Here is a 14,094-nt window from a genome sequence, read left to right as displayed (position 1 = left end):
ATCTCATGGCGCGAGTGGCAATCGTTACCGGCGGGACGAGGGGCATCGGCGAGGCGATCAGCGTCGCGCTCAAGAACAACGGCATGAAGGTGGCGGCGAACTACGCCGGCAATGACGAGCGCGCCCGCGAATTCACCGAGCGTACCGGCATCCCCGCCTTCAAGTGGGACGTTTCCGATTACGACGCCTGCATGGCCGGAGTCGCCAAGGTCGAGGCCGAGCTCGGCCCGGTCGACGTGCTCGTCAACAACGCCGGGATCACCCGCGATACGACCATGAAGCGGATGGACCGCGCCAAGTGGCAGGACGTCATCGACACCAATCTCGGCGGCTGCTTCAACATGGCCAAAGCGGTGTTCGACGGAATGAGCGAGCGCGGCTTCGGACGGATCGTCAACATCGGCTCGATCAACGGCCAGGCCGGCCAGTACGGCCAGGTCAATTATGCCGCCGCCAAGTCCGGCATCCACGGCTTCACCAAGGCGCTGGCGCAGGAAGGCGCGCGCGCCAACGTCACCGTCAACGCCATCGCGCCGGGCTACATCGATACCGACATGGTCGCCGCCGTGCCCGAGGACGTGCTCGGCAAGATCGTCGCCAAGATCCCCGTCCGCCGCCTCGGCAAGGCCGAGGAAATTGCCCGCGGCGTGGCGTTCCTGGTCGACGACGAAGCCGGCTTCATCACCGGCTCGACACTCAGCATCAACGGCGGCCAGCACATGTATTGAGCGTGGCGGACTACGGCACGCCCACCAAGCGCTCGATGACCATCTCCGGTCACGAGACATCGATCAGCCTCGAGCCGATGTTCTGGGCAGCGCTCGAAGCGGCGGCGCGGACTCGCGAGGTCCCGCTCAGCGCGCTGGTGGCGAGCATCGATTCCGAGCGGATCGCGGCGCGCCCCGCGCCCAACCTCACTTCGGCGCTGCGCCAGTGGCTATGGCTGAATTCGCCTGCGGATCGCGGCGGCGAATGACGCCCCGCCGTCGGGCGCATGCTGGAGCCACAACGACGGCTCGATCAGCTCCAGCTCGATGACCTTCAGCCCGCCGTCGCGCCCGCGCACCAAATCGACCCGCGCATAAGCGCAATCGCCCGGCGCAACCGCCAGCGCCGCATGCGCGATCTCGACCGCGCTCTCGGGCGCGTCGCACCGTCCCTCGCGCCCGCCGAGGTGCGGCTGGACCCGATAATCGCCGTCCTTCGGCCGCTTGACCACCGCATGGCTCAATGCGCCGTCGAACAGCAGCAACGAATATTCGCCCTCGCTGGTGACCGACTCGAGGAACGGCTGGAAGATCGCCGCTCGCCCCGCCAGCTCGCCTGGAAGCGGATCGTCCGGCCCGAGCCGATAGGTCCCGGTCGCCGACGCGCTGACCGGCGGCTTGACGACGATGTCGCCGCCCCACGCGCGCCGCGCCTTGGCGAGGTCGTCCTCGCCCAGCACCGCCACTACCCGCGATTCGATCGTCGGCACGCCCGCCGCGCCAAGCTCGGCGAGATAGGCCTTGTCGCTGTTCCAGCGCAGCACCGGCACCGAGTTGATCACGTTCGCCCCGCTCGCCTCGAGCCGGTCGAGCATCGCGTGCCACCGCGGCGCGTCGAGATGATAGCCCCACGCCACCAGCGGCAGCACCGTATCGCCCGCGCCCAACGCGCCCGCCCTAGTCCACGGCACCGGCGCCACCCCCAACCCGCCCGCCTCGAGCGCCGCCGCCTCGACATCATAGGCCCAGCGATAATCTTCCGGATAATCCGGCGCCGGCGTGAGGACGTGGACCCGGCTCACCGCGCGAGGAGGTTGCGCGCCTGAGCCGCCAGCTGGGCGAGCATCGGCGCCGTCACCGCGCCGGCGTTGCGGGCGCTGTCGACCAGCTTGCGGAACGCCGCGATGCGCGCCGAATGCCGCTCGATCCAGCGCGTCGCGGTCTCGCTCGGGTCGCCGTCCCGCGAACGCGACAGGAATTCAAGCCGCAATTGCTCGAAGTCGCGCTCGAGCCCGGCGACTAGCAGCCGCTCCCACTGGTCGGCGGGCGAGAAGCGGCTGACCTGCTGCTGCGCCCAGTCGAGCCCGAGTGCCTCGCCTAATTGGGTGTAGGCACGGGTCACCGCCAGCGGGTCGAGCGAGCGCCGCGCCGACAAGGCCGCGATCCCGAACACCCCGTCGAGCTCGAACAGCCGTACCATTCCGTCGACGATCTTGTCCTCGACCCCGAGCGCCGCCAGCCGCGTGCGCCGCGCCTCGCTCTCGTTGCGCACCTCGGCGCGAATGAGCTTGGTCGCCGCGGCCGAAACCGCCTTCACCGCCGGCTCGAGCTGCGCGACCAGTTCGCTGACGCTGGTTTCCGCCCCGGTCGAGCGCAGGATGTCGGAGACATGGCTGCGGACCGATCGCGCGGCCGATTGGAACAGCTCGATCCGGACCACCTCGGGCACTGCGGCGTCCTCGATCGCGGCCCACAATTTGCCGAGCCCGAGCAGGCGCTCGGCGGCGAGGAACGCGACCGCCAGTTGGCCGAGCGTCGCGCTTTCCTCCTCGGTCAGGCTGAGCGGAATGCTCGGGCCGAGCCGGTTGACGATTCGGTTGGCGACCTTGGTCGCGACGATCTCGTGCCGCAGCCGGTGGCGGCGGATGGCGTCGCCGTGCGCCTTGACCATCGGCGCCGGGAAGGCCGCCAGCAATTGCGGCTCCATTAGCGGGTCGTCGGCCAGCTTCAATTTCTCGATCGAATCCTGGAGCGAGATCTTGGCCATCGACAGCACCACCGCCAGCTCGGGGCGGGTGAGGCCGCGCTGGTCGATCGACCGCCGCAGCAGCACGTCGCTCGACGCCAGCCCCTCGACCCGCCGGTCGAGCCGGCCGCTCGCCTCGAGCAGCTCGATGGCCCGGACATGCTCGGGGAGCGCCGCCGCGCCGCCGGCCTCGGCGATCGACAGCGCCAGGCTCTGCAGGCGGTTGTCCTCGAGCACCAGCTCGCTGACCTCGTCGGTCATCGCCGCCAGCAGCTTGTTGCGCTTGGCCTCGTCGAGCCGCCCCTCGCGCATCTCGCGGTTGAGCGGGATCTTGATGTTGACCTCATTGTCCGAGCAATCGACGCCGGCCGAATTGTCGATGAAGTCGGTGTTGATGCGCCCGCCCAGCTGCGCGAATTCGATCCGCGCCGCCTGGGTGATGGCGAGGTTGGCGCCCTCGCCGATGGCCTTGGCGCGCACCTCACTGGCATCGACCCGAAGGCCGTCGTTGGCCGGGTCGCCGACCTGGGCGTGGGTCTGGCCCGACGCCTTGATGTAGGTGCCGATGCCGCCGAACCACAGCAGGTCGACCGGGCTCCTGAGGATCGCCGCGATCAGCGCCACCGGGTCGGTCTCGCGCTGTTCGAGGCCGAGCGCCGCGGCCGCCTCGGCGGTCAGCTTGATTGCCTTCTCGCTGCGCGCGACGATCATCGCGCCCTTGGACAGCGCGGCGCGGTCGTAATCGTCCCAGCTCGATCGCGGCAGGTCGAACATCCGCTTGCGCTCGGCCCAGCTGGTCGCCGGATTGGGGTCGGGATCGATGAAGATGTGGCGATGGTCGAACGCGGCGATCAGCTTGATCGCCGGCGACAGCAGCATGCCGTTGCCAAACACGTCGCCCGACATGTCGCCGCAGCCGGCGACCCGCACCGGCTCCGACTGGACGTCGATGCCCATCTCCAGGAAGTGGCGCTGGACCGAAATCCACGCGCCCTTGGCGGTGATCCCCATCGCCTTGTGGTCATAGCCGTTCGACCCGCCCGAGGCGAAGGCGTCGCCAAGCCAGAAGCCGCGCTCGATGGCGAGCGCATTGGCGACGTCGGAAAAGGTCGCCGTGCCTTTGTCGGCGGCGACCACGAAATAGGGATCGTCGCCGTCGTGGCGCACCACGCGCGGCGGGTGAACGACCTTGTCGTCGACGATATTGTCGGTGATCGACAGCAGCGAGCGGATGAAGATCCGATAGCTCTCGGTGCCCTCGGCCAGCCAGGCGTCGCGGTCGATCGCCGGATTGGGCAAATGCTTGGGGTAAAAGCCGCCCTTGGCGCCGGTCGGCACGATCACCGCATTCTTGACCAGCTGGGCCTTCATCAGGCCGAGGATCTCGGTGCGGAAGTCGTCGCGCCGGTCGGACCAGCGCAGCCCGCCGCGCGCCACCGGCCCGCCGCGCAAATGGATGCCCTCGAGCCGCGGCGAATAGACCCAGATTTCGCGCCACGGCAGCGGCGCCGGAAGCGACGGCACCCGCGCCGATTCGATCTTGAACGCCAGCGCCTCGCCGTCGCGGGGGGCGAAGGCGTTGGTCCGCAGCGTCGCCTCGACCACCGATCGCAGCAGGCGCAGGATTCGATCGTCGTCGATCCCGCGCACGTCGCGCAGCGCGTCGGTGAAGGCGGCCGCCGACTTGGCCATCGCCGCTGCGCGGTCGCCCTTGAGGTCGGGGTCGTGAGCATCGCTGAACGATTGCACCAGCGCCCTCGTCGCCTTGGGCGAACGGCCGAGCGCATCGACCACCGTGGCGATCGAATAGGACACGCCGGTCTGGCGCAGATAGCGGAACCAGGCGCGCAGCCACACCGCCGATCCGGGGGTCAGGCCGGCGAGGATGATGAGCTTGTTGAAATCGTCGTTCTCGCTCTCGCCGCGCATCACGCAGCCGATCGCGCTCTCGATCAGCGGAGCGCGCTCGAACAGCCCGTCGACCCCGGCCTTGTCGCGCATCGACAGCAGGAATTCGTGGATGTTGGCGGCGACCCCGTCGAGCTTGGTCGGCGTCTCCTTGATCACCGTGAACCCGAAATTCTCGAGCACCGGGACAACGTCCGACAAGGGCACCAGCCCGCCGCGGGTGTATAGCTTGAGGCGCAGATGCTCGGCCGGGTCGGTCGGCAGGCGGTAGAGGCGGATCGAGCGCTCGTCGGGGCCCGACAGCGCCTCCAGCCGCATCAGATCCTCGGCCGCGTCCTCGGCCGGATAGCGGCCGCGATAGGGCTCGGGCAGCGCCTCGCCATAGGTCAGCGCCAGGCGGCGCGCCGAGGTCGATCCGATCTTGCCCGCCAGGCTCTCCTCAACCGCCGGCAGATAGCCGCGGACCATCGCGTTGAGGCGCGCGGTCAGCGCCGACGAATCGGGCAATTTCTGGCCGGCGTCGATGGTGTAGGTGAAGCGCAGCAGGGCAAGGTCGCCGTCACCGAGGTCGACCGTCCACGCCTTCAGCGGCCCGCCCGCCGCTTCGCCGATCATCGCCCCGATCGCCAACCGGCGGTCGGTGGTGAGCTCGTCGCGCGGCAACCAGACGAAGGCGAACAGATGACCCTGGAGGATCGAGCGGACCAGCACAATCATCGGCTGCGGGCGGTCGGCCAGCGTCATTGCCGCCGTCACCAGCCGCTCGACGCAATCGGTGGCGAGGTTGAGGATGAGGTCGTGCGGAAGCGCGTTGAGCGCGTGGCGCAGCGCCTTTCCGCTGTGGCCGGACGGGTGATAGCCGAAGCGCTCGTCGAGCTTGGCGAGGATCGTGCGCAGCACCGGCACCTCGTCGACCGGGGCGCCAAGCGCCTCGCTGGTCCACAGGCCGACGTGGACCCCGACCCCGGTGATCTTCTCGCCTTCGCGAAGCGGCACGACGACCAGGTCGAGCGGCACGCGGCGGTGGATCGACGACTTGCGGTCGCCCTTGGCCATCAGCGGCACCCGGCCGCCGCGTTCGAAATAGCGGATCGCTTCCTCGCAGCCGCCCTCGTCGGTCGGCTCGCCGGGGAAACGGAAGATGCCGAGGCCCTTGGCGCCGCTCTCGCCCGGGCGCTCGACCTCGTAACCGAGCAGGGTCATTGCGCCGTCGGCAAACCAGTTGAGTAACGCAGCGCCCTCGCCGTCGGCGGTGGCCGCGTCGTCGCGCATCTGCTGCTGCATCTTGCGCCAGTCGGCCACCGCGGCGCGGACATCGGCGAGGACCGCGCGAAGTTCGGCGCGAAGCTGGTTGCGGGCCTTGGCGTCGGCCCGGTCGAGCTCGATGTAGATGACCGATTCCGGCTCGCCTCGGCCGATCGCGACGAGCTTGCCCCTGGCGTCGCGCTCGGCCTTGATCACCGGGTGCAGCAGGCGGTGGATGACGAGGCCCCGCGCCGCAATGGCGTTGGCGACCGAATCGACCAGGAACGGCATGTCGTCATTGATGATTGCCAGGCGCATCCGGCGGTGGCCGGCCTCGCCGCCGCTGGAGGTAAGCTCGATCGCGATATCGCCGGCCTTGCGCGTCGCCGCCGCCTCGGCGACCAGCGCCGCGGCCTCGTCCTGCTCGGCTCCGGCGAAGCCGTCGAGCTCGCCCGGCAGCGCGCCGGTCAGCAGCGCCTGCTTGATCTGGCCGGCGAGCGGCCCGTTCGCGCCCGAAGTGGCCGTCATTTCTTGCACCATGTCGTCAGGGGTCATCGGCCCGGGCCTATAGACCCCGGTCCGGCGCTACGACAAGCGAGTGTCGGTCGCCCTAGCGTACGGCGCGGCGGATTGCGCGCTCGGTCAGCGCCGCATCGTCGACTACCGCGACCGGCTCATAGCCGGTGCCGCCGCCGATCGTCCGTCGCGAAACAATCAGCACGAACTCCTCGTCTCCATTGACTTCGGCCAATTCCAAGGGGTTACGGCGGCGAAGCTCGGCCCGGGCCTGGTCGGCGCGGCTGTTGGATTTGCCCTCCGGCCGCCGCGCGTCCCGCTCCGCAGCAACCAGTCCTTTGAGACCACCGCTGTGTCCACCGACGAACGCCTCGAACCCGCCGAAGTCGACCTGCTCGCGCTCGGCATTGGCCAGCGCCGCGGCGAACTCGGTCAGCCGCGCCTTGTCGTAATCGATCCCGAATACCAGCTTGACCACCGCCGTCATCGGCGCCCGCGCCTGCGGCTTCACGCCGGCGTCGGCGAGGATCTCAGCATAGTCTTCCGGCACCCGCTTGGCGGCGACTGCGAAGTCATAAGCCATCGCCAGCGCCCGGTAGAGCGCGGCGCGGCTTCGCCCGTCGGCCTGGCGGCAGACATCGGCGCTCTCGCGCGCTGCCCACAAGCGGTCCGCGAGCCCGGCTTCGGCGTCGAGCGCGATCGCAGCGACCTCCTCCTCCTCGGCCTCGGCCAGCGGTCCGTCGTCCCACGCGATGTGCGTTTCGGGCGTCGGGGGCGGGGCCGGAGCGGCCACCGCCGGCTGGACCACCTCGTTGGCGCTGGCGTCCTTCCAGTTGATGACGCCGTAGATGAAGTCGATGGTGTCGCCGTCGCTCGAGAACGGCATCAGGATGCCGCGATAGCAGATGCTGTGGCCGCGCTGGTTGAGGAACTCGGCCTCGAAGCCGATCGGCGCACGGTTGGCGATGATCTGAAGGTAGTGGTCGGTCAGCCGGGACAGCAGGGAGCGGCTCGGCACCTGGTCGATCGCGCGGACATCGTCGCCGATGTCGCATTCGGCGCGGATCGCGGCGCCGATGTAGGGTGTCGAGGGATTGTCGCGCCCGGCGGTGAAGTCGAGCAGCACGCTGTTCGGCGCGAAATCGGTGATGCTGGCCGGGTCGAGGTCCTCGATCGAGGGATAGTCCCGCCCGTCGAGCAGCGACACCCAATAATTATAGGCGCGGACATGCATCCGACGCTCGTCTGCGCCGATCGCGGCGGCGACATCGTACCCTTCGACGGTCGCTTGTGCGGCGTCGTCATACTCGCTGGGATAGCCCGAATGACCGTCCATCTCGTCCCCACTCGTCGCTCAATGACGGGGGCAATGATGAAGGGCGCGGCTTACCAAAGCGTTAAGCATGTTTGTTGGCGCCCTCCGCACCGTCCGGCTTGCCGCCGCCCGCCACCGCTGTTAGAGGCCGCGCGCTTGCCGACGCACTCTCGCGGGCACGCCGCTTTAGCTCAGCTGGTAGAGCACATCATTCGTAATGATGGGGTCGTGGGTTCGAGTCCCCCAAGCGGCACCACCCCTTTCAACTGCAGCAATGGCGCACGTGCCAAGTGGGTCAGCCCTTGGGCGGAAGGCCCTGCGCCAGCCGCTGCCCGGCGGTCAGCTCGTAGGTCGCGAGGCACAGGTCCCGCGGCCCCATCGAGCCGCCGTAGCACATCGCCTCGATCATCTGGGTGACCGGATGATCCGGCCCGCAGTAACGCGGCGCCTTGGCGATGCTGTAGGCGGTATCGCCCCACACGTTGCGCCGGTCGATCGGCGCGCCGCCCTCGATCAGCATGCGCGCGATCAGGAGCATCTTGCGCCGGTCGTGGGCGCGGTCCCATTCGCATTGATTGAGCAGGATGGTCAGCGCGTCATTGCCCTCCTTGTCCCACGGCCGGGCGGGGTCCCAGCCGGCCGCGACCAGCCGCTTGACGGCCGCAACATCGAGCTCGCGAAGAGCGTCGGCAACTTCGGGCGCGGAGGGTGTGCGGACGTCCGAAGCGGCCCGGTTGCGCGGCCTCCCCCACGCCACGGCAAGCGCGATCACCAACAGGACAATCGCCGCGCCGATCCAAATCGACCGCTGCCCCCAGGGGCGGTGTGAAGGGTCAACGACCGATTTGGCGTCAAAACCGTCCGCGGCGTTGCCGCCGCGCCGGATCTCCAACTCGACCGGGACCGCAAGACGGTAGCCAATTCCCGACACTGTCTCGACGATGTCCTCGTTACCGAGTGCAAGCCGAAGCTTGCGCACCGCGGTCGTGAGCGAGGCTTCGACGACGGTTACGTTCGGCCAAATAGTATCGAGCAGTTCGTCCTTTGACACCGTCTCGCCGGCCCGAAGCAGCAGGTAACGCAGCATCGCCAGCGGCTTCGCCTCAACGGGCACACGGCGACCAGCGACCGTCAGCGACCATTGGGCCTCGTCGAACACGCACCCCGCAAAACTCCAGCGGCGGTGGCCACCAATCTCGTCATCCCCCCTGGGGTCGACCATTCGCGGACTCGTTAAATGGCACCAGCGCGCATTCATCACAGTGACCATCTGTTTGGCAAGAATGATTGCGAGTGCTCGCGCATGCTCCCCAAAGTTCGGAACGTGATCGCTGTTGCTGCCCTGCGGCAATCACCAACCTTCAGAAATTCTTCAGGACACCTTCATGACCTCACAGAGCCAATTAACGCAAAATTAATTACATGGGCGAGTCGAGCCACGCTTGGTGCGCCATCGTCCGGAACAGGGGGGTGACATGCCGAACATCCGAACCAATGCGCGCTTGTTGGCGGCATCTGCACTGACCGCGCTGTCTGCTGCACCGGCGCTCGCCGACATCCACGGCGTCGTGAGCAGCGATCCGACGCCGGTGACGATTGCGGCCGGCGACAGCATCACCGGGGATAAATCCGGTGTCTATTCCGACGGGACCGAGCTCAACCTCACCAATAACGGGAGCATTCGCGGCAACGGACTGAATGCGTTCACGAGCAACACCGACGCCGGCGTGGCGTTCAAGGGCGGCCCGGCGAACATCACGAATACCGGTACCATCTCGGGCGCACGGTTCGGGATCAGCAGCTTCTATTTCTTCACCAGTTTCGCCGATCCCAACAATCCGGTCTGGGACGGGCGCGCGATCGGCTCAAGCCTGACCAACAGCGGGTCGATCATCGGCGATAGCGACGACGGCGTGCGCTTCATCGGCGGTGGCGACGTCGTCAACAGCGGCTACATCGCCGGTCGCGTCGGCAGCGGCGCGGACGGCATATCGATGTTCTCCTTCGAGGGGCAGGACCTCAGCGGTTTTACGGTCATCGGCACCGTCACCAACCTTGCCTCGGGTGTGATCGAGGGCAATCGCTTCGGGATCATTCTCAGCAATGGTGGGACAGTCGAGAACGCCGGCGCGATCAGCGGCGCGTCGAGCGGAATCGTCATTCAAGCCCAGTCGTTCGACCCGGGCCGTGCCGGACTGGTCACCAATAGCGGGACGATCAACGGCGCCGTCAGTTTCAATGGCCTGGCGTCGGGCACTCTCGACAATAGCGGCACGATCATCGCGGCCAACGGTTCGGGCGTCCGCGGCATCAGCCCGCTGACGGTCGACAACAGCGCGACCGGCGTGATCCAGGGCTCGAGCGAAGCGATCCTTGTCGAGGGCGCGTCGGCAACGATCACCAATGCCGGCACATTGCGCGGCAATGGCGGCAATAACGGTGTGCTCAATACGGATGGCGGCGTGGTCATCACCGGCGGGCCGGCCGAAATCACGAACAGCGGCAGCATCTCCGGCGCCCAGTTCGGAATCAGCACGTCCTTCTATTTCAACCCGATTACCAATCAGAATGAAGGCCGCGCGATCGGCAGCGAGGTGGTCAACAGCGGCTCGATCATCGGCGACAACAATGACGGCGTGCGGCTGATCGGCGGCGGCTCGGTTGTCAACAGCGGATATATCTCGGGGCGCGTCTCGACCGGCGCCGACGGCGTCTCGATGTTCTCGTTCGACGGGCAGGATCTGACGAGCTTTGCCGTAATCGGCAGCGTCACCAACCTCGCCGGCGGAGTGATCGAGGGCAATCGCAATGGGATCATTCTCAGCAATGGCGGAACGGTCGATAATGCCGGCACGATCAGCGGCAATTCCGGCTCGATCTACATGCAGGCCCAGTCGTTCGATCCCGGCCGGACGGGCACGGTCGTCAACAGCGGCACGCTCAACGGCGCTGTCGGGTTCAACGGCCTCGCCACTGCGTCGGTCAACAATAGCGGCGCGATCAACGGCTTCATCGATTTCGGCGCCAGCAGCGGATCGCTGGACAACAGCGGCACGGTCAGCTCGCTTACGGACGGCGCGGCGGTCCGCGGCGCGGGCCCGATCAGCGTCAACAATGATCCGACCGGAGTGATAGAGGGTCTGACCAGCGGGATTTTCGCGCGCGGTGCCACTTTTTCCGTGACCAATGCCGGAACGATTTATGGGGCCGGCACCTACGACGGCTACGGCGCGACGCCCGACGGCGGAATCGCGTTCGACGGCGGCCCGGCGACGATCGTCAACACCGGGCTGATCACCGGCGAAGGCTTCGGCATCACCAGCCTGCACTACTACAATGCGACGACCGGCCTGCTCGCGCCGCGGTCGATCGGCTCGAGCATCACCAACAGCGGCGACATCGTCGGCATCGGCGACGACGGCGTACGGCTGATCGGTGGCGGCGCGGTGACCAATTCGGGGCTGATCTCGGGCGGCGCCAACGGCAGCTTCGCGTTCGCCGACGGCATCTCCATCTTCTCGCTCACCGACCAGGACGTCAGCGCGCTGACCAGCATCGGCACGGTCACCAACCTTGCCGGCGGAGTGATCGAGGGCTGGCGCTTCGGACTGACGTTCGGGAACGGCGGGACGGTCGATAATGCCGGCACGATCAGCGGCGGGACGGCCGGCATCCTGATCCAGGATTATATCGGCGGCGGCGGCAAGGTCGGAACGATCACCAACTCCGGCACGGTAAACGGCGGCGTTCGCTTCTTCGGGATCGCGTCGGCCAGCGTCACCAATTCCGGCACCATCGTCCATTCAGCGGGAGAAGCGATCAGGAACAGCGCGGGCACCCCGCTGACCATCCTCAACGCCGCCACCGGCGTCATCGACGGCTCGACCAGCGGCATCTTCGACGAGGGCCCGGGGCTGGTCGTCGACAATGCCGGTTCGATTTACGCCGCCGGCACCTATGACGGGTTCGACGCTCCGCCCGATGCCGGCATCACTTTCTCGGGCGGACCGGCGACGGTCGCCAACAGCGGACTCATCATGGGTGAGGGGTTCGGCATTTCAAGCGCCCATTTCTACAATTCCGTAACGACCCTGCTCGAGCCGCGGGCGATCGGCTCGACCGTCACCAACCGCGGCCAGATCGTCGGCGTCAACAATGACGGCGTGCGGTTGATCGGCGGCGGCACGATCACGAACTCAGGGCTCGTCTCGGGCGGCGTCGGCGGGACGTTCGCTTTCGCCGACGGCATCTCGATGTTCGCGCTCAACGGCCAGGACATCAGCGGCCTGACCAGCATCGGCACCGTCACCAATCTCGCTGGCGGCACGATCGAGGGCGAGCGCTTCGGGATCATCCTCAGCAATGGCGGCACCGTGGTCAACGCCGGCTCGATCGGCGGCGGCGTCGGCGGCGTGCACATTCAGGACGGCTCGAACAGCGCAAGCAAGATCGGCGACGTCACCAACAGCGGCACGATCGATGGCGGGGTCAGCTTCAACGCGCTCGCCGGTGCGACGCTCACCAACAGCGGCGCCATTACCAGCTCGACGGGGGCCGCGGTCGGCTCGACCGGCCCCGGCGCGGTCAGTCTCGTCAATTCGGGCGTCATTTCCGGCACCGGCGCGACTGCCGTCCAGCTGGGCTCGGGCAACGACAGCGTCCAGCTGTCGACCGGCTCCCTGATCAGCGGCGCAGTCGACGGCGGCGCCGGAACCGACAGCGTGACCCTCACCGGCAAGGGCACCAAGGCCGGCGGCGGCGAGGTGATCGGCAGCTTCGCCAATTTCGAGACGCTCGGCGTGGCTTCCGGCTACTGGACCGCCTCCGGCGCGGCCGGCAATTTCACCAGCATCCAGATCGGCGCCGGGACGCTCGCGGTCGACGGTTCGATCGGCGGCAGTGTCGGGGTCAGCTCGCTCGGTCGGCTTACCGGCAGCGGCACCGTCAACGGATCGATCTCGGTCGCCGGCGGCGGCACGCTCGCTCCCGGCAGCGGCATCGGCACGCTGCGGGTCAACGGCAACGTCGCCTTCTCGTCCGGCGCCAAATTCCAAGTCGACGCCAGCACGCGGACCGCCGACCAGCTCGCAATCACCGGCACGGCCACGATCGGCAGCAACGTCGCGGTGTCGGTCGCCGCGCGGAACGGCAATTATGCCCCGACCACGACCTTCTCGATCCTGACCGCGACGGGCGGGATCACCGGCCAATTCTCGGGAGTCACCACCGACCTTGCCTTCCTCGCGCCGTCGCTGGTCCACGGCGCCAATTCGGTCACGCTCAATCTGGTGCGCAATTCCAAGCGCTTTACCGCCGCCAGCACGGTGTCGACCTTCCAGGTTGCAAGCGCGGTCGAGGGGCTCGGCGGCACCAGCTCGGTCTACACAGCGGTGCTCGGTCAGTCGCAGCTTGGCGCGTCAAATGCATTCGCGGCGCTCGGGAGCTCTGCGACGGGCCTGTCGGAGCGACTGCTGCTGGGCGCGGACGAGGGCGTCACCTGGTCGGCCCTCGCGCAAGGCTCGCCCGGCCTGTTCGCCTATCGGAGCGCGCTTCGCCCGGTCGCCGCCGGCGCGGCCTACGGGCAGCAGCTCCGCGTCGGCCCGCTCTCGGCGATGCTGGTCGCGGGCGAGCGATCCGACCGAGTGGCCGACGAAGCGTCAGCGGCGGCCATACACACGAACTTCATCGAGGCGGCGGTCGGCGCGCAATTGGGCCGGTTCCAGCTCGGGCTGTCGGCGCGTACTGCCCATTCCGACCTCGACCTTAGCCGGCAGGTCGCCTTCGACGGATTCGCCGAGACCAATGTCGCGCGCGGCGAAATTGACCTGCAGCGCCTGACTATGCGCGGCCAATATGCGCTGCTCACCGGGCGCACCACGCTCGCGGCGCACGCCAATTACAGCCACGATCGGGTCCGGCTGTCGGCAATCGACGAAAGCGGCGGAGCCTCGGCGCTGAGTCTCACGGCGGACACACGCACCATCCATCGCGGCGAACTCGGTCTGCGCCTCGCGCACAAGGCCGAGCTGGCGGATGGCTTCAGCGTCTCGCCCTGGATCGACGTTGCCGCGCAAACGACCTGGGGCGACGTGTCGAACGACCGGACGGCGCGCTTCGCGAGTGGCTCGGACTCATTTGCGATCGCCGGAGCGCCGCTCAATCGCCGCGCGCTTCGTCTCGACGCCGGAGTCACGGCTGCCGCCGGAGCGCTTGGCTGGAGCGTGAACTACCGAGCGCTGCTCGGCGATCAGCAAAGCGACCACGCTCTCGCGATGGCGTTCTCGCTGCGCTTCTGACTCGCTCGGGCCGTTGCGACGGCTCCTCGCTAGGAGAGGAATAGCCTGCGGGCGCCCTCTCCCAGAGTCGCGGATTTCTGC

The 14,094-nt window shown here is 67.9% G+C and carries 7 protein-coding genes and 1 tRNA gene; 4 read left to right on the top strand and 4 right to left on the bottom strand.

The features are described 5' to 3' along the window. Positions 1 to 5: 5 nt before the first annotated feature. Together phbB and D0Z60_RS08630 are read left to right on the top strand one after the other, a co-directional pair. Positions 6 to 728, top strand: a complete 723-nt coding sequence (phbB, locus tag D0Z60_RS08635) for an acetoacetyl-CoA reductase (RefSeq protein ID WP_118857861.1) — start codon at positions 6 to 8, stop codon at positions 726 to 728. Continuing rightward, positions 725 to 976 carry a ribbon-helix-helix domain-containing protein gene (locus D0Z60_RS08630; RefSeq protein ID WP_420822784.1) on the top strand — a complete coding sequence of 84 codons (252 nt, stop codon included), beginning with the start codon at positions 725 to 727 and terminating at the stop codon, positions 974 to 976. The genes phbB and D0Z60_RS08630 overlap by 4 nt, the downstream gene beginning before the upstream one ends. Here the strand turns inward: D0Z60_RS08630 and D0Z60_RS08625 are convergent. From D0Z60_RS08625 to D0Z60_RS08615, 3 genes are all read right to left on the bottom strand, one after another. Beyond that, positions 938 to 1,789 carry an ATP-grasp domain-containing protein gene (locus tag D0Z60_RS08625; RefSeq protein ID WP_118857860.1) on the bottom strand — a complete coding sequence of 284 codons (852 nt, stop codon included), beginning with the start codon at positions 1,787 to 1,789 and terminating at the stop codon, positions 938 to 940. The two genes, D0Z60_RS08630 and D0Z60_RS08625, sit on opposite strands and share 39 nt — an antisense overlap. Then, positions 1,786 to 6,414 (bottom strand): NAD-glutamate dehydrogenase, encoded by a 4,629-nt coding sequence (locus D0Z60_RS08620; RefSeq protein WP_118858516.1) that lies wholly within the window; start codon positions 6,412 to 6,414, stop codon positions 1,786 to 1,788. Before D0Z60_RS08620 ends, D0Z60_RS08625 begins: the two co-directional genes overlap by 4 nt. Positions 6,415 to 6,496: 82 nt before the next feature. Further along, positions 6,497 to 7,738 carry a PAS domain-containing protein gene (locus D0Z60_RS08615; protein WP_118857859.1) on the bottom strand — a complete coding sequence of 414 codons (1,242 nt, stop codon included), beginning with the start codon at positions 7,736 to 7,738 and terminating at the stop codon, positions 6,497 to 6,499. Between the two features lie 159 nt (positions 7,739 to 7,897). Here D0Z60_RS08615 and D0Z60_RS08610 point away from each other — a divergent pair. Then, positions 7,898 to 7,973 (top strand) — tRNA-Thr (locus tag D0Z60_RS08610). Positions 7,974 to 8,012: 39 nt separating this feature from the next. Here D0Z60_RS08610 and D0Z60_RS08605 read toward each other — a convergent pair. Further along, positions 8,013 to 8,939 (bottom strand): winged helix-turn-helix domain-containing protein, encoded by a 927-nt coding sequence (locus D0Z60_RS08605; protein ID WP_162888165.1) that lies wholly within the window; start codon positions 8,937 to 8,939, stop codon positions 8,013 to 8,015. A 253-nt stretch (positions 8,940 to 9,192) separates the two neighbouring features. Here D0Z60_RS08605 and D0Z60_RS08600 point away from each other — a divergent pair, with 253 nt between their 5' ends. Beyond that, on the top strand, positions 9,193 to 14,013 hold the full coding sequence (locus D0Z60_RS08600) for a hypothetical protein (protein WP_118857857.1): 4,821 nt from the start codon (positions 9,193 to 9,195) through the stop codon (positions 14,011 to 14,013). Positions 14,014 to 14,094 lie beyond the last annotated feature (81 nt).

It is taken from the genome of Sphingomonas mesophila (assembly GCF_003499275.1).
Lineage (GTDB): Bacteria > Pseudomonadota > Alphaproteobacteria > Sphingomonadales > Sphingomonadaceae > Sphingomicrobium > Sphingomicrobium mesophilum.
Note: the sequence above shows the minus strand (reverse complement) of the source record. Positions and strands in the feature narration are given on the sequence as shown.

Bases quoted from the DNA above. Each gene is read 5' to 3' on its own strand.
- D0Z60_RS08615 (WP_118857859.1), bottom strand. From the start codon at position 7,738: ATGGACGGTCATTCGGGCTATCCCAGCGAGTATGACGACGCCGCACAA.
- D0Z60_RS08605 (WP_162888165.1), bottom strand. From the start codon at position 8,939: ATGGTCGACCCCAGGGGGGATGACGAGATTGGTGGCCACCGCCGCTGG.
- D0Z60_RS08600 (WP_118857857.1), top strand. From the start codon at position 9,193: ATGCCGAACATCCGAACCAATGCGCGCTTGTTGGCGGCATCTGCACTG.
- D0Z60_RS08620 (WP_118858516.1), bottom strand. From the start codon at position 6,414: ATGACGGCCACTTCGGGCGCGAACGGGCCGCTCGCCGGCCAGATCAAG.
- phbB (WP_118857861.1), top strand. From the start codon at position 6: ATGGCGCGAGTGGCAATCGTTACCGGCGGGACGAGGGGCATCGGCGAG.